This is a genomic window from Haloarcula amylolytica JCM 13557 (genome assembly GCF_000336615.1).
GTDB lineage: Archaea > Halobacteriota > Halobacteria > Halobacteriales > Haloarculaceae > Haloarcula > Haloarcula amylolytica.
Genome location: NZ_AOLW01000006.1, coordinates 264,785 through 279,843, shown reverse-complemented (window position 1 = coordinate 279,843; position 15,059 = coordinate 264,785). Strand labels below are relative to the sequence as shown.

The following is a 15,059-nucleotide window of genomic DNA, read 5'->3' as shown; positions in this document are numbered from 1 at the left end:
ACCCCGCGTGATTCGACAGTCTCAGGTACGTCGGCGGAGTAGTCGGTGTATGTACGTCACCGTCGAAATCGCCGGCGAGGACACCCACGAACTGGAGGTGGACGCGGATGCGATCTACGCCGACCTGCTTTCGCCGGTCGACCTGAGCCCCCACGAGGTGTCAGTCCTCGTCGACGGCGAGCACGTTCCGACGGATCAGCCCGTCGAGCACGACCACGTTCGGGTCGTCAGGCTCATCAAAGGCGGCTGAACCGCCAAGCAGCGCCCGCTAACAGATATGCACGTCCGCACAGCGAACGCCGACGAGATACCGGCGGTCATGAATGTCCTCGACGGGGCGGTCCTCTCGATAGCCGTTGAAACCGTGCGAGCGGGTGCTGAAGACGGCGGCACACTCGTCGCAGTGTCCGGTGACGACGAGACGGACGGGCGCGTCCTCGGCGCACTCGTACTCGACGACACTCACATCGAGGCCGTCGCTGTCCGTCGGCGTCGTCGCGGGCAGGGTATCGGGACGGCGCTCGTCGAGGCCGCGCTCGACCGGCGAGATTGTGTCACCGCCGAGTTCGACGCTGACGTTCGGCCGTTCTACGAGGCGCTGGGGTTCGACGTGACGCCGCTCGCCGACGAAGCCGACCGCTTTCGTGGTGAGCGTGAGTAGTGGCCGCAAGTGCGCAAAGAGGGTGGAAACAGTTGACACGCCGTCGTAACATTTTTTAAATAGTTTCGAGAATGGTTTTAAAACGATGTCAGCAACTGTCTCTGAAAACGCGGTCGAAGCGCGGGGCGACCGCGTCGTCGCATACCTCATCGATTTCGCCATCCTGAGCGCCGTCGCGTTCGGGCTGTGGCTCGTCACATTCGTTCTCAACACGGTTCTCTCGGTCGGCGCGATGGCCGCCGCCTCACCCGAGAGTCCGGGCGCGATGGGCGGTGGATCGGTGATGGCTGCGGGGCTTCTGGGTATCGTCGTCAACTTCGCCCTCTGGCTCGCCATCGGCGCGGTACTCGTCTACTACTTCGGCTACTACGCCGAGACCAACGAGACAGTCGGGAAGCGGTCCCAGAACGTCGCGGTCGTCGACGAGACCGGGTCGCCGCCGAGCCAGCGTGACCGCCTGCTCCGAACGGCGGTACTGCTCGCCCCGTTCCCAATCATGCTCCTGCTCGGTGGTATTCTCGGCGGATTCGGGTTCGTCTTCGCGCTCGTTCTCATGGCCGGTTGGCTCCTCGTCGAAGCGGCCGTCATGTTCGTGAGCGACGACGCACAGCGCCTCGGTGACCGCGTGGCCGGCACGTACGTCGTCAGCACAACCAAGTGAGGTCAGACCAGCGGCTCGACCAGGTCCCGACCCGCCTCTAACAGGTCCTCGACGCGCTCCGCACTCGACGCCTCGGCGTACACACGGAGTTTCGGCTCCGTCCCGGACGGGCGGACCAGCACCCACGTCCCGTCTTCGAGCCGGATTTTGAACCCGTCGACGGTGTTAATGCCGTCGACAGCGACTCCCGCCAGCGTGTCTGGAAGTGCGGTTTCGAGGTCGGCGAGGACGGACTCCTTGCGGTCGTCCGGACAGTCGACGCTGATACGGTCCTGGTGGATTTCGCCGTGTTCGTCCAGCAATCGGTCGACACGAGCGTCAAGCGGTTCCTCGCGTTCGGCGGCGGCGGCGACCAGCGCCACCAGCACGCCGTCCTTGTTCCGCAGGTGGTCCGGCAGGCCGAAGCCGCCGGACTCCTCGCCGCCGAACAGCGCGTCGTGCTCGGCCATCGCCTCGGCGACCCACTTGAAGCCGACGGCGACCTCGTGGACGGACTGACCGTGGGCCTCGGCGACGCGGTCGACGATGCTAGAGGTCGAGACCGTCCGAACCACGTCGCCCGAGCCAGTTTCGAGCAGGAAGTCGTACATCGCGGCGAAAAACAGGTTCGGGTCCAGATAGCCCCGCTCGGGTGTGACGACGCCGATGCGGTCGGCGTCGCCGTCGTTGATGATTCCCAGCGTGGCGTCGCCGTCGCTGACTTCGCTGACGAGCCCCTCGGCGTTCTCCGCCGACGGTTCGGGCGACCCGCCGCCAAAGTCGGGGTCCTGTACGCAGTTGAGGCGTGTCACCTCGGCTCCGGCCGCTTCGAGCAGTGCGTCCGTGACGCCGCGGCCGCTCCCGTACAGCGCGTCGTAGGCGACTGACAGGCCATCGAGGTCGGTGTCGACGAAGTCCAGCGCGTGGTCGTGGAACGGCCCGATCAGGTCCTCCTCCGTTCGCTCGCCCCACTCGTCCTCGGGCAGCGGGTCGAGCACGGCGAGGTTCTCCTCGAAGGCGGCCGTCCAGTCCGGCAGCGCCGGCGACCCATCGCCGGGAATGAACTTCACGCCGTTGTACTCCGGGGGATTGTGGCTGGCCGTAATCTGGAGCGCCCCTGCGAGGTCGCGGTCTTTCACCGTCCAGGCGACAATCGGCGTCGGTGTGTCCCGGTCCGGCAAGAGCACGTCGAAGCCGTTCGCGCGCAGGACGTGTGCGAGTTCGTCAGCGAACCCGGGCGAGGTTTCGCGGGCGTCGTACCCGATGGCGACGGTCCCGCTTGCCCCGCGTTCCTGCAGGGTGGTGGCGACGGCCTGTCCCACCATCCGGATCCGCGGCTTCGTGAACACGTCCAGCGTCGCCCGCCAGCCGTCCGTCCCGAAGGCGATCGCACCTGCGTCGACATCCGCGTCGTTGTCCATATCTCGCGGTTCTCAGCCCCTCGACAAAAAATCACGCCCCATCGCAAAACTGTCACTTCACGGCTACCGACGGGAAGAGGTGAGCCTCGGCATCTGAGGCGGTATCGCTGCTAATTCTTCAATCGTTTCGGCGGCTCAGGTATCGAAGTCAGCTTCGGCGTCGCTGGATTCGACGAGCCGTTCCTTCTGTGCTCTGGAGTACTGCTTGATCTCGTACTCACGGCTCATCGCTTCGGACTGTGAGTCGAACGGCTCGACGTGGATCAGTTCGACCGGGGTTCGGCCGCGCGTGTACTTCGCGCCGTCGCCGGCGTCGTGTTCGCGGACGCGGCGCTCCACATCGGTCGTGTAACCGGTGTAAAACGTGTTGTCGCTACAGCGGAGGACGTACACGTGGTAAGGGCTCCGCGCGGTAGTCATCGCACGATGCTGGTGGCCCAGCGGGCCTCACACTTTTTGGGCGCGCTCTCTCGATACCTCGGCAATGCCAGCGTTCGCCGAGCAGTTGGGACACGCCCGGATATGTCCGCGTTCATCCGCGAACACTCGGGCGAACTGGTCTGAGACGTGCGCGCCGCAATGATCACATTCAGGCATCGTGTTCGTCGGCGACACCACCGCCGACGTATACGCGTACGCGCGTTGTTCTCATAGCTCTTTACCCAAATACTTGGGTATGCCTGCGGTTTGTGGGGGAGTCTATGTGCGCGCATCGTCGAGCTGTCTGGCGATTAGGCCGGCCTGTGTCCCGGCGGTGAAGCCGGCGTCGATGTTCACGACGGAGAGGGCAGTGCAGGACTGGAGCAGCCCCGAGAGGGCCGCCTCACCCTCGCCACCGTGGCCGTAGCCGGTCGAGACGGGCAGGCCGATGACCGGGACATCCACGAGACCGGCGACGACCGTCGGGAGCGCGCCCTCGCGGCCCGCCGCGACGATGAGGACGTCCTGGTCCCGGAAGCCATCGACCGCATCTATCGTCCGGGCGAGGCTGGCGACGCCGACATCGTCGATACGGGTCACGGTCGCACCCATCTCCTCGGCGATGAGTGCGGCCTCACCGGCCGGAACGGCGTCGGAGGTCCCCGCGGTGACAATACCGACTGACGCGTCCAGCGACGGCCGTTCGAACGCGGGCGTCGTCGCCACCAGCCAGTTCGAGCGGTCGTCCCACCGGACCGTCGCGTCCGGAGCGGTCTCGTCCAACTGTTCCCGAACGGCCGTCGCAGTGGACGTATCCAGCCGCGTCACGATAGCCCGGTCCGTCGTTTCGATAGCTGTCGCCGCCAAATCCGCCACTTCCGCCGGCGTCTTCCCATCTGCAAGGACGGCCTCAGGAACGCCGGCACGGTCCTCCCGGGCGGCGTCGAACCGACCGGCCCCGCTGGTCGCGTAGCCCGCAAGCGCCGCTTCGGCCTCTACCGGGGAGAGGTCACCCGCCGCAACCGAATCGAGTATGTCGCGCATAGGACCCATTCAGTGATACGGCCACTCCTATCCGTCGGTCCGAGACGAACGAATCGCCCGTTTCAGGGCCGACCTGTGCGAGCGCGCGTGAGCGACGCTCGACCGGAGTAACGCGACAATAGCCGTCCGGCGCAGCCGAAATGGCGTATTCTGATGGATCTATTCGGACACAAATGCGGATTTATAAGGGGTTATGTGTCGTATAATGCCTCAAACTGCCGGTAATAGGGTCGAGAGCGAACTAATTGGAGAAAGTATATAAGTAACCCCCGTCGATACCTCGTCTGTATGGCAGACCTAATCGTCAAAGCCGCCGTTAAGGAAGAGCTCAACGACATGAACGTAGCGTCCGACTTCTACGACGCACTCGACGAGGAAGTCGAAGAGCTGCTCCAGGACGCAGCCCGCCGAGCCGACGAGAACGACCGGAAGACGGTCCAGCCGCGCGACCTGTAAGGTCGTTTCAAGCAGTGTATTTTTTCGACGCAAGCCGACCAGCGACAGCTACTTCGATAGCGCTCGGACGGTGACGCCGTCAGTAGTGCCGACGTGGATTTCGTCGGCCACATCGACGAACAGCCCGTGCTCGACGACACCGGGGAGTGCGGCGAGGTCGCTGGCGAGCGCGGCGGGGTCGTCGATAGGGCCGAAATCACAGTCGAGCACGAGGTTCCCGTTGTCGGTGACGACGGGGCCGTCCTTGCGTTCTGCACACCGGAGCGTCGGGTCACCGTCCAAGTCCGCAACCGCCGTGGCGACCGTCGAGCGGGCCATCGGAAGTACCTCGACCGGCACCGGCACCGAGAGCCGCTCAGCCTCCTTCGTCGGGTCGGCGACGACGAGGAAGCGGTCGGCGCTCGCGTCGACGACCTTCTCCCGGGCGTGAGCCGCGCCGCCGCCTTTGATGAGATTGCCGTCGGCCACCTCGTCGGCCCCGTCGATGGCGAGGTCGACCGACACGTCGTCGAGGTCCGCGAGCGGAATCCCGCAGTCCCGGGCCAGCTGGCGGGACTGAAATGACGTTGGGACGCCGACGACATCGAGTCCTGCGTCGACCGCTCGCCCGATAGCGCGGATAGCGTGGGCCGCCGTCGACCCCGTGCCGAGGCCGACGACCATGCCGTCCTCAACGGTCTCGGCCGCCGATTCCCCCGCCGCCTGTTTCGCCGCATCAGAGCCGCCCTGTTTCATGTGCGGTGGGTCGACAGACGCGGACAAAACGTTTGTTCTCCCGGCCGCAAGCGTACGTATGACCGACTGCACGTACTGTGGCTCCCCGGTCGAGGACCACGACCCCGTCTACGTTAGCGAGACGCCCGACGGGAAGCCGACAGCGCAGTTCTGCAACTACGGCTGCCTCTCGGCTCACATCGACGAAGCGGGGCTGACGACCGGGACCGCCTGTGAGTGGTCGCCGACGCAGTAGCGGAGCGGCGTCGGCACTACCGGCCCGCAGTACCTGTCTGATGCCGGATGGATTTTAGGGGCGGCCCGCCCCAGAGAGCAGTAATGACACAGTTCGGAACGAGCGGGATTCGGGGTCCCGTCGGCGAGACAGTCACGACCGAGGTGGCGCTCTCGGTGGGGCGGGCGCTTGGCATCGACTGCGAGCGGGTTGTCGTGGGTCGGGACCCGCGAGCGAGCGGCGAGTACTTGCAAGCGGCGCTGGTGGCAGGACTCCGTGAGAGCGGCGTCGACGTGGTCGACCTCGGCGGCGCGGCGACGCCGACTATCGGCCGGGCGGTGGCGTGGCAGGACGCCGACGCCGGCGTCGCAGTGACGGCGAGCCACAACCCGCCCCAGGACAACGGTATCAAGCTCTGGCAGCCCAGCGGGCAAGCCTTCGACGCGGCCCTGCGGGAGACGATTGAACAGCGACTGGACGAGGATGCGTTCCAGCCAGCGGCGTGGGACGAGAGCGGCGACAGCGAGTCCTGGGACGCCGGCCAGCGCCACGTCGAGGCGCTGGTCGCGGAAGTCGGCGAGACGGACCTCGACAGCCACGTCGTCGTCGACCTCGGCAACGGCGCGGGCCGGGTCAGCGTCGACGCACTCACCGAACTGGGCTGTTCCGTCGAGACGCTCAACGGCCAGCCCGACGGCGCGTTTCCCGGTCGCCCCTCGGAACCGAAAGCCGAGAACTGCGAGTCCCTGGCGACGCTGGTGGCCGAATCCGACGCCGACCTCGGCATCGCACACGACGGCGACGCCGACCGGATGCGGGCGGTTTCGGCCGACGGGACCTTCCTCTCGGGCGACGTGTTGCTGGCCGTGTTCGCCCGTACTGCGGCGTCACCGGGCGATCGGGTCGCCGTCCCGGTCGATACGAGCCTCGCCGTCGAGGACCACCTCAGCGACATCGACGTGGCCGTCGAGTACACTCCGGTCGGGGACGTGTACGTCGCCGAGGCCGCGAGCGAGGACGGGGTCGCCTTCGGCGGCGAGCCGAGCGGCGCGTGGATCTGGCCCGAGCGAACGCTGTGTCCAGACGGGCCGCTGGCGGCCTGTACCGCCGCGGCACTGGACGGCGAGCGCCCGCTGGGTGACCGCGCCGACGACGTGCCGGAGTACCCCATCCGCCGGGACAGCGTCGAAACCGACCAGAAGGAAACCGTGATGGACCGGGTTCGGGAGACAGTGACCGCCGCCTACGACGACGTGACGACGCTCGACGGGGTCCGGGTCGACCTCGGCGATGCGTGGTTCCTCCTGCGGGCCAGTGGGACCCAGCCGCTCGTTCGGATCACCGCCGAAGCCCGTGACGCGGACCGCGCTGACGCGGTGTTCGAGGAAGCACGGACACGCCTGACAGATGCATTAGCATAGCCGCTGAAACGCCTGTGCAGTAACACAGCGGTTGGTAGCGAGTGCAGCCGGCGAGGAAAACGTCCCCGCAACCGTCAGGTCACAGGGCGGCAGTTCCTGACCGGTTCTATCCGCGACGTGTGGACCGGGCCTCACGGACGTCTGCCCCGTCGCGAATCTTGTCCTCGCACTGCGGACAGACCCTGGGCTTTTCGACCCCGTTCGGCGTGAACACACGCGCATAGTCAGCCGTTACAAAATTACCGCAGTTCTGGCATTCCGGCATACAACCCTGTATGTGGGTCATACCCTCTTAATTGTTGTTGGTCTGGTAAGAGTTGGCATACGGGGTGTTGGCGTCGCTGCCGGGTGAAAACACCGTTTCGTTCGAGAGAGGGGAACGGCATCGAGGTACTCGATGGGCGAAGTAGTGTCGGCCGGCTGCCACAATTTCATCGAAGGAGCGGCGGATTCAGGAGCGCGTGTCCGGTTACTCCTCGAAGGAACTGGTGATGGTTCCGTCCTCGGACAGTTCGATGACACCGTCGAAGAGTTCCCGGAACGCCGCGACCGTCTCCTCGTCGTGGACCTCGTCGGCGAGGTGGAACATCCCGACAGCGTCGTACTCCGCAAGCAGGTCGAGGATGTCTTCGACGGCCGAGAGCGCGCCGTCCTCGTCGGCGTAGTAGATGAGTTCCGTCAGGGAGTCGAACGTTACGCGGAGTTTCCCGTCGTGTTCCTGCAGGAACGTCTCGGTCTCCGAGACGATGCCGGACAGGTCATCCGGTGCAGAAACGTACCGAACGCCCTCGGAGCGGCGACGGGTGTAGCCGCGTTCGACCGACAGCGTGTCGAGGATAGTCGCCTTCGACTCGTCGACCTCGTAGTACTCCAGTTTCTGCTTGACCTCCCGGGCGGTGGTCCGGGTCGAGATGACGAGCATCGAATCCGTGTCGGTCGCGAGGAAATCCGTGTCGAGTCGATCCGTCTCGCCGGTACTCGGATGCAGGAGCAGTACCCCTGTGCCACCCGGAACGGTCTCCGGTGCGTTGTCGATAGCCAGCGTATACTCCATATGCACATCAAGGAGAGTGGCACCCAATTAAGTGTGCGGGTCGCGGTCAGAACACGCTGTCCGCCGTCGCAGCCCCGACCACGCTGAAAATCGCACCGACGATGATCGCTTTCAGGGTCGTCAGGGCGACGGTCGTCGGCGTCGGGTCCGGCAGAATTCCGCCGTCGACGAGAAACGTGTCCGGGGCGGTCAATGCTGTCGCGAGGATAGCGACCGAGCCGAACGCCACAATCATCAGCGAGACGAAGCGGACTGGAATACCTGCCACCTCAGCCTCTGTGTCGATGTCCCGGCCGGCGTCAGCCTTGTACAGCGCCCCGTAGCCGATAGCGAACACGATACCGACGACGACTACCGCGTGATACCAGGACATATTCTCGGCCAGCACCCATACCTCTTCGGTCACGACGAACGGCCCCGCGAGCAGGAACCCCCCGACGAGCTGCTGGGCAGTGTCCGCGACGCGATATCGGCGTCGAGCCATACGGGGTTGCCGTGCCGTCAGTACGAAAGCCTCCCGGTCCACCACTGTCCGACAGGAGCCACGCCCGGTCGCCGCGGGGCGGTTCACGGCCGTCATTCTCGTTTCAACTGGACCGAAATTACGCTGCCGTCTATCGGTTTCCATGTGAAGCGAGGGGGTACAGCGGCTGGGAGCTGACGGAAAATCGCGACATCATCGGCTGATTCGGGCCACAAATAAAAACGTTTCGTCCCGCAGTTGAGAGGTCGAGCGGACCGCGACCGCTTACGTCGTCCGGAAGGCCCGGTCACCGGCGTCGCCGAGTCCCGGAACGATGAACCCGTCCTCGTCGAGTTCGTCGTCGATAGCGACGCTAATGATGTCTGCGTCCGACTGGGACTCCGAGACGCGGACGATGCCCTCCGGCGCGGAAACCGCAGCCAGAACGAGCAGGTTCTCCGGTTCGGTCTTCTCTGAGGTGATGTAGTCGAGCACCGTCGTCATCGTCGACCCGGTCGCGAGCATCGGGTCCGCGATGATGACGGTGTCGTCTTCGGTGATCTCGGGCAGTTTGACGTACTCGACGGAGATCGGGAACTCGCCGTCGTCGTTCATCCCGGCCGCCTCGTCGCGGCTGGCGGAGATGACGCCCTGTCTGGCCCGGGGGAACGCCTTCAGCAGCCCCTCCACGAACGGCGTCGCGGCGCGGAGGACGTTGACGATGACCACGTCGTCGAGCCCCTTGACCCGCTCGCCCATCGTGGTGGTCAGCGGCGTCTGGACCTCGGTGTACTCGGTTTCCATCCGACCGTCGATGATCTCGTACCCGCAGATGCGGCCGAGGCGGACCAGCCCCTTCCGAAAGGCGACCTGCTCGGTCTCGACATCCCGGATCTTCGTCAGTTCGTCTTGCGCCAGCGCGTGCGTGACGACGGAGGCGTCGCCGCGCTGTTCAATTGGCATGGGGAGGGATAAATCTGGGATGTATTAAGTATCTTGGAAAGAACGCATATACGAGTGTTAAAATAATATATATTATTATAAGTAATTACTTGTGAAAATGTTAAAATATTTTCATTGCGTTCTAATATATCTACCAGCTGGCATTAATATAACGGTTGAACATTAAGTACCTCTCACCCTCGCCGGGTTCCATTATAAGATATGAAGGTCTACCTTTGAAGTTCCATTGATCCTGGAGACCATCAGTGTCAACATAACTATTGGCGTAAAGATCACCAAGAGAATCATCTGATTCTAATGAACCATTACCTGGCTTTGACATTTCACCAGTCGAATAAAACGAGACTCTTGACTTGTTTGAAGGGGAAGCATCTCCTGCTATTTTTACTGCATTCTCTAAGTCAGAAGGTCCTTCCCAGCCATATATATCTATTGTGACATATGATCCATCCAGATCGAAGTCTTCGTCTGGTGCACAAAATAAGACAAATGCTGATACTTGACCGCCAATTGTATACGTATCAGTCTCGTTTTGAACAGCACCTACGACCTCAAATTTTAACGACTGCAATCCTTGCTTTAGTTTATCTTTAGTAGATGGTGTACCCGGATTTATATTCTCTATGGCCGTCCAAGCGTTTCCGTAATCCTCTTGATCAACATCTCCTCTCAAAGCATCATCCTCCGTATCCACATCATCCTGCGCTTCAGCCCACGATTTCCCACCCCGGAGTACATCAGTGGGCGTCCGGTCATCAACAACATTGAACCCATAGTAGACTTTGGTTCCATTGTGCTCAGTAATCTCGATCTGGCGCTCGTATTTGTTCGATGATGCAGATGCATTTCCTGCTGAAGCGACAACGGCACTACCACCTGCTACACTTCCGACAACTTTCTTAAGATAGTTTCTCCGACTTTCGGATGGTGTTTCTCTCACATGATCCAGTGAACTAGACAAATTAATAAAATTACCGAATTAATCACTTATCGCACTCGATTGAGCACATGATGTAGTCTTTAAATAAACTGTTACGAATTCCTCATCGGTCCAGACCGTTTATATACATCAGAACACTACTTGGTGTCCAGTTCGTCGAGAAGCGTCCGGGCGGCTGCAGCCGACGACGGCGGGCCACGAGCCGTGATGAGGTCGCCGTCGACCGTGACGCTGGTGTCGGCGTCGAGTTCGGCGTCCCAGTCAGCGCCGACAGCCTTCACTTCGTCTTCGACCCAGTACGGGAGCTTCCGGCCGTCGGGGAGCAGGTCGTTCTCGTCGACGATGCCCTCCTCCCAGGCGTTCGGGAAGCCGGTGATCGAGCGGCCGTCGGCGAGGAACTCGCCATCAGTGTTTCTGGTGAACGCCAGAATCCCGACCGTGTGACAGACGACGAGCGCTTTGCCGTCGTCGCCGGCGACGCTCTCGCACAGGAGTTCGCGGGCGTGGACGTCCTGCGTGATATCCCACTCCGCGCCGTGGCCACCGGGGAACACGACGGTGTCGTAGTCCTCGGCGTCGGCCTGTGCCAGCGGGATCGGGTTGTTCAGGCGCTCGTCGGTCTCGTGGACCTCCCGAACGTGCTCCGAGAGGTCTTCGCCGACTTCTTCCGGGTCGACGGAGCGTTCGTCAAGCACCGGCGGCTCGCCGGTCGGTGTCGCCACCGTGATATCCAGACCGGCGTCCGAGAGTGTTGTCAGCGGCTCGATGCATTCTTCGCCCCAGTACCCGTGTTCGCTTACGACGAATAGTGCGGATGGCATCATACAATCGTTCGCGTGCAATCCTTATAAGCGGCCGTTCGGTGTTGAGCGAAGCGGGCCGAGCGGGCGGGTCGCTATGCAGTGGCAGCACGTCGTCTGCGTGCCGGTATCGAGGGCTGGGGAGGAGTAGGGCGGGTAAGTATCATGTCTACCGCCATGGCGGAAACGTTTAACCCTACTGAGCAGCAATCCGCTGTGTACAGATGGACAGCCCACTGCAGCAGGTCCCGCGGCTGTCATAGACCGATCTATTATACCATGGCAGACATCGAAGAGAGCGTTTCAGGATTCAAGACGAAAGGCGGCTGGGTCGACATCGTCGAGCACGGCGAGCGCATCACGCAGGCGCTGAAAGACATCGCTTCGAACGAGGATGTCGACGACGACGCCCTCAGTGAGTTCGACGAGTGGCGACCGAAAAGCCACGAGCGACTGGACGAGGACGTCAACGAGAAAACCGCGGACCAGGCGAGCGTCGCCGAAGGCAAGGGGGAACAGGCCGGCAAAGGGCCGGACGAGGACCTCCAGACCGCCGGCGAGAAGCTCAGCGAGTCCTACGAGAACCTCGACGAACCGGACGAGGCGATGGAGCGCTGGAGCGAGTCCGTCGACTACGTCGCCCGGGCGGCCGACTCCGCCAGCCGGAAGGCCCTGCGGAAGGTCGAGGACACCGTCTACCGCAACGTGATGACACAGATCGCGCCCTACTACTTCGACAACGACCTCATCAGCGCGAACCTCCGCCGCGTCGGCGACGGCGACCGCCCCGAGTACGTCTTCGAGGTCAACGTCAACGACGACGACCTGAAGATGCGCGTCTCGAACAAGCTCGCCGACTTCGAGCAGGCCGTCGACCGCTGGCACGTCGACACCGAGAAAGTCACCGACGCTGTCGAAGCGGCGGAGGGTGTGGATGCGACAGAGCCGGGGGAAGAGACCGATGCGAAGACGAACTAAGCTCGCCGCCGGGCGAGCGGCATCGGCTTCCAGCATCGCCGACGCAAAAACGAACTAAGGCGGCGCTCTGCCGCCGGCATCGGTTTTGCGTCCGAGAGGCGAAGACGAACGAAACGCGAGCGTGGCGCTGCAGACAGTCAGATAGCGTCGTCGGGGTCGTGTTTCTCGGCCATCCGCGTCGCTTCGGTCGCGTACTGCGCCTGGAGGTCGCCGTCATCGACAGACCCGAGGTTGTCCGGGTCCGCGTCGACGGCAGCTGTGGTCTCTCGCACGTCGGAAAACGAGGTCAGGGCGCGCTCCTTGCGGAAGTACTGTTCGCCGTCTGGCGTCGCGTACGTGAGGATGATGAGGTTCTGTTCGTCGTCGGAGTACGTTCGTTCGACCAGCCAGACGCGGACAGTCTCTTCGGAGGCGGACATACGGGATTGAACTACGCACTGGCACCTGAACGTTTGCCTGTGACGCCCGCGTCAGTGTCGGCAGTCGGCCTCACAAGGGCGCGCGAACGGTAGGCTCATTGCAGGCCGGAGCAAACGCCGTGACAGATGGTCGCGACGAGTACGATTGCGACGCTTGTTGTCGCGTCAGCCGCGAGTCTGTTCATGGCCTGGGCCATCGGTGCCGGGTCGTCCGGGTCCACTCCGTTCGCGCCGGCCGTCGGTGCGAACGCGATCTCGGTGATGCGGGCCGGGTTCTTCGTCGGCATCCTCGGGCTGGCCGGCGCGGTCCTGCAGGGGGCCAACGTCACGGAGGCTGTCGGGAGCGAACTCGTTCTGTTCCCGAGCGGCGGCGGCCTCTCGGCTATCGCCGCCATCGTCGCCCTCATCACCGCGGCGGTGCTGGTCGCCATCGGGATTTTCACTGGCTACCCCATCGCGACGGCGTTCACCGTCACCGGTGCGGTGGTCGGCGTCGGACTGGCGATGGGCGGCCAGCCGGCGACGGCCAAATACATCGAAATCGTCTCGCTGTGGGTCCTGACCCCCTTCGTCGGCGGGGGCATCGCCTTCGGGACGGCGTGGTCGCTCCGGCACGAGGCCACCACCGAAGAACGGCTCGTGCCGCTGCTGGGCGGGCTGGTCGGTGTGATTCTGGCGAACATCGAGTTCGTGCTGCTGGCACCGGGTAACGAGCAGGCATCGGTGGCCAGCGCCGTCGCGCAGGCGGCCGGGACGCCGATGGTCCCGTCGATAGTCGTCGTGACGCTTCTCATCGGGGTGCTCGCCGGTGGACTGCTGTATCTGGATATCAGAGCGGATGCGGCCGCCGGGCAACGGCACTTCCTGCTGGTGATGGGCGGGCTCGTGGCCTTCTCCGCCGGCGGGAGCCAGGTCGGTCTGGCGCTGGGGCCGCTGGTCCCGCTACTCGGGGAAGGGCCGACGGCAGCCATCCCCATCACCGGAGTCCTGTTGTTCGGCGGGCTCGGCCTCCTCATCGGGTCCTGGACGGGCGCGCCGCGGATGATCAAAGCGCTGGCACAGGACTACTCCTCGCTCGGGCCGCGCCGGTCTATCGGCGCGCTGATTCCGAGCTTCATCATCGCGCAGGCAGCCGTCTTCTTCGGCATTCCGGTGTCGTTCAACGAGATCATCGTCTCCGCTATCGTCGGCTCCGGCGCGGCCGCCGGCGGCGGCGAAGTCAGTCGAGAGAAGATGGGCAAGACGGTGCTGGCCTGGATCGGGTCGCTCGCGCTGGCGTTCGGACTGAGCTACGGCCTCTTCTGGATTATCGACGCACTCCTCTGACTCGCTTAGCGACCCCAGACGTAGCGACTCACGGCCTCGTTGACGCGGGTCGAGAGCCGGCCCATCCAGGCCTCGGGCGAGATACGCTCGATGTCCCGCTGGTCGACCTCGATGCGGTCGTCGCCGAAGGGGTCGTGGGGCTGTTCGTCCGCAGTTTCGTCGACGGCGTCGACGACGACGGTCATCGAGCAGCGGCCGCAGGCTTCGGTGTCTTTCGCCATGATTGTTGGTGATTAATTCGGAGGCCAGCGTCAAAAACCTGCCGCGGCGGTCGTGTACGGCCCGTGAACGACCGTCGGCTGACCGACGCGCTTAAGACGCCGACACGGCATCGGCATGGTATGAGCTACCGCGGCATAGGGCCGGTGCGAACTAAACGCCCACGCGGCTCGACACGATGAGCGAGGAAACAGAGCCCGGGCCGGTCGAGGAACCCCCGGACTACGGTGCGGACGACTGGGAGGACCCCGTCACTGGGGCGGTCCCGAAATCGGAGCTGCCCGACGAAATCATCGAGGAAGTCCCACACTGGACAGACGACCCGTACTTCGACCGGGTGAGCGACCGCCTGATGTACAACTACACGCTGGAACGGGACCACCGGCTCCGTGGCGAGCGCTGGGACCTCTACGGCGAGATGCGGATCCTCAATCAGAAGCAGTTCTTCCACCCGGCGCTGTCCTACGGCGACCACGAGTCAGAGGAGTACCTCTATGCTCGCCGCGTCACCCGGCCGACGGTTGGCGAACTGAAGCGGCTGGTCGAACTCGGCCACGACCTGGCCGACGAGCGCGTGACCGCCAACGAAGAGCATTACCGCACCGACTTCACGTTCGTCCTCGTCGCCGACGAACTGCCCGAGGAAGTCCGGTCGTTCGTCGAGGGCCAGCGCGAGCGCACGCTGTTGAAGTACGGCTACTACGGCCATTACGAGGTCAATCTGGGCGTCGTCGTTCCGGACGAGCAGGAAGCCGTCGCCGGCGAGGCCGCCGACGTGGTCGAGGCGTTCGTCCTCTGGGAAGACGTGACCCAGCCCGAGGAAGGGGTGCTCTCGCGGCTCGCCAAGCGGTTCTGGAAATGACGCTCGGGTAGCAGTCGCTGTCA

22 protein-coding genes are annotated in these 15,059 nt (G+C 63.8%); 9 read left to right on the top strand and 13 right to left on the bottom strand.

Annotation, left to right across the window (positions count from 1 at the left end; all coding sequences use genetic code 11):
• The first annotated feature begins 49 nt into the window (after positions 1-49).
• The 3 genes from samp2 to C442_RS01695 all read left to right on the top strand — a co-directional run bounded on the left by samp2 (position 50) and on the right by C442_RS01695 (position 1,322).
• On the top strand, positions 50-250 hold the full coding sequence (gene samp2 / locus C442_RS01705) for a ubiquitin-like small modifier protein SAMP2 (RefSeq protein WP_008307310.1): 201 nt from the start codon (positions 50-52) through the stop codon (positions 248-250).
• Positions 251-277: 27 nt separating this feature from the next.
• Positions 278-661 carry a GNAT family N-acetyltransferase gene (locus C442_RS01700; protein WP_008307309.1) on the top strand — a complete coding sequence of 128 codons (384 nt, stop codon included), beginning with the start codon at positions 278-280 and terminating at the stop codon, positions 659-661.
• An 85-nt stretch (positions 662-746) separates the two neighbouring features.
• The gene (locus tag C442_RS01695; RefSeq protein WP_008307307.1) at positions 747-1,322 is read left to right on the top strand and encodes an RDD family protein; all 576 of its coding nucleotides are present in this window, start codon (positions 747-749) and stop codon (positions 1,320-1,322) included.
• Positions 1,323-1,324: 2 nt separating this feature from the next.
• Here C442_RS01695 and C442_RS01690 read toward each other — a convergent pair whose 3' ends face one another.
• From C442_RS01690 to larB, 4 genes are all read right to left on the bottom strand, one after another.
• On the bottom strand, positions 1,325-2,722 hold the full coding sequence (locus C442_RS01690; protein WP_008307306.1) for a phosphoglucomutase/phosphomannomutase family protein: 1,398 nt from the start codon (positions 2,720-2,722) through the stop codon (positions 1,325-1,327).
• Positions 2,723-2,857: 135 nt separating this feature from the next.
• Positions 2,858-3,142: a GIY-YIG nuclease family protein gene (locus C442_RS01685; protein WP_049942762.1), complete on the bottom strand. Its 285-nt coding sequence runs from the start codon at positions 3,140-3,142 to the stop codon at positions 2,858-2,860.
• Between the two features lie 27 nt (positions 3,143-3,169).
• Entirely contained in the window at positions 3,170-3,319 is a 150-nt protein-coding gene (locus tag C442_RS23205; protein WP_023843454.1) for a DUF7563 family protein, read from the bottom strand.
• A gap of 102 nt (positions 3,320-3,421) precedes the next feature.
• A complete protein-coding gene (gene larB / locus C442_RS01680) occupies positions 3,422-4,186 on the bottom strand; it encodes a nickel pincer cofactor biosynthesis protein LarB (protein WP_008307303.1) in 765 nt (254 codons plus the stop codon).
• Positions 4,187-4,474: 288 nt separating this feature from the next.
• On the opposite strand from larB, the gene C442_RS01675 reads away from it, so the two are divergent.
• Positions 4,475-4,642 (top strand): hypothetical protein, encoded by a 168-nt coding sequence (locus tag C442_RS01675; protein ID WP_004517708.1) that lies wholly within the window; start codon positions 4,475-4,477, stop codon positions 4,640-4,642.
• 48 nt (positions 4,643-4,690) lie between these two features.
• Here C442_RS01675 and rpiA read toward each other — a convergent pair whose 3' ends face one another.
• Positions 4,691-5,377: a ribose-5-phosphate isomerase RpiA gene (gene rpiA, locus C442_RS01670; protein ID WP_008307299.1), complete on the bottom strand. Its 687-nt coding sequence runs from the start codon at positions 5,375-5,377 to the stop codon at positions 4,691-4,693.
• A gap of 58 nt (positions 5,378-5,435) precedes the next feature.
• On the opposite strand from rpiA, the gene C442_RS01665 reads away from it, so the two are divergent.
• Positions 5,436-5,612 (top strand): hypothetical protein, encoded by a 177-nt coding sequence (locus C442_RS01665; protein WP_394324893.1) that lies wholly within the window; start codon positions 5,436-5,438, stop codon positions 5,610-5,612.
• Positions 5,613-5,695: 83 nt separating this feature from the next.
• On the top strand, positions 5,696-7,012 hold the full coding sequence (gene glmM / locus C442_RS01660) for a phosphoglucosamine mutase (protein ID WP_008307297.1): 1,317 nt from the start codon (positions 5,696-5,698) through the stop codon (positions 7,010-7,012).
• 106 nt (positions 7,013-7,118) lie between these two features.
• Here glmM and C442_RS23200 read toward each other — a convergent pair whose 3' ends face one another.
• The 6 genes from C442_RS23200 to C442_RS01640 form a co-directional block, all read right to left on the bottom strand.
• Positions 7,119-7,277 carry a DUF7563 family protein gene (locus tag C442_RS23200; RefSeq protein WP_044952319.1) on the bottom strand — a complete coding sequence of 53 codons (159 nt, stop codon included), beginning with the start codon at positions 7,275-7,277 and terminating at the stop codon, positions 7,119-7,121.
• Positions 7,278-7,481: 204 nt separating this feature from the next.
• Entirely contained in the window at positions 7,482-8,066 is a 585-nt protein-coding gene (locus C442_RS01655; protein ID WP_008307296.1) for a DUF7090 family protein, read from the bottom strand.
• A gap of 46 nt (positions 8,067-8,112) precedes the next feature.
• Complete coding sequence (locus C442_RS01650) at positions 8,113-8,550, bottom strand: DUF2391 family protein (protein ID WP_008307295.1); 438 nt, start codon at positions 8,548-8,550, stop codon at positions 8,113-8,115.
• Positions 8,551-8,814: 264 nt separating this feature from the next.
• Entirely contained in the window at positions 8,815-9,492 is a 678-nt protein-coding gene (upp, locus tag C442_RS01645; protein WP_008307294.1) for a uracil phosphoribosyltransferase, read from the bottom strand.
• A gap of 130 nt (positions 9,493-9,622) precedes the next feature.
• Positions 9,623-10,432, bottom strand: a complete 810-nt coding sequence (locus C442_RS21390) for a hypothetical protein (protein WP_152418420.1) — start codon at positions 10,430-10,432, stop codon at positions 9,623-9,625.
• A gap of 137 nt (positions 10,433-10,569) precedes the next feature.
• Positions 10,570-11,253, bottom strand: coding sequence for a type 1 glutamine amidotransferase domain-containing protein (locus tag C442_RS01640; RefSeq protein WP_008307293.1), 684 nt, complete (start codon positions 11,251-11,253; stop codon positions 10,570-10,572).
• A 258-nt stretch (positions 11,254-11,511) separates the two neighbouring features.
• Between C442_RS01640 and C442_RS01635 the strand changes: the two genes are divergently transcribed.
• Positions 11,512-12,210, top strand: coding sequence for a DUF5828 family protein (locus C442_RS01635; protein WP_008307292.1), 699 nt, complete (start codon positions 11,512-11,514; stop codon positions 12,208-12,210).
• Between the two features lie 137 nt (positions 12,211-12,347).
• Here C442_RS01635 and C442_RS01630 read toward each other — a convergent pair whose 3' ends face one another.
• Complete coding sequence (locus C442_RS01630; protein ID WP_008307291.1) at positions 12,348-12,629, bottom strand: hypothetical protein; 282 nt, start codon at positions 12,627-12,629, stop codon at positions 12,348-12,350.
• A 126-nt stretch (positions 12,630-12,755) separates the two neighbouring features.
• Between C442_RS01630 and C442_RS01625 the strand changes: the two genes are divergently transcribed.
• Positions 12,756-13,955, top strand: a complete 1,200-nt coding sequence (locus tag C442_RS01625; protein ID WP_008307290.1) for an inorganic phosphate transporter — start codon at positions 12,756-12,758, stop codon at positions 13,953-13,955.
• 5 nt (positions 13,956-13,960) lie between these two features.
• Here the strand turns inward: C442_RS01625 and C442_RS01620 are convergent, their stop codons facing one another.
• Positions 13,961-14,176, bottom strand: coding sequence for a hypothetical protein (locus C442_RS01620; RefSeq protein WP_008307288.1), 216 nt, complete (start codon positions 14,174-14,176; stop codon positions 13,961-13,963).
• Between the two features lie 176 nt (positions 14,177-14,352).
• On the opposite strand from C442_RS01620, the gene C442_RS01615 reads away from it, so the two are divergent.
• The gene (locus tag C442_RS01615; protein ID WP_008307286.1) at positions 14,353-15,036 is read left to right on the top strand and encodes a hypothetical protein; all 684 of its coding nucleotides are present in this window, start codon (positions 14,353-14,355) and stop codon (positions 15,034-15,036) included.
• Positions 15,037-15,059 lie beyond the last annotated feature (23 nt).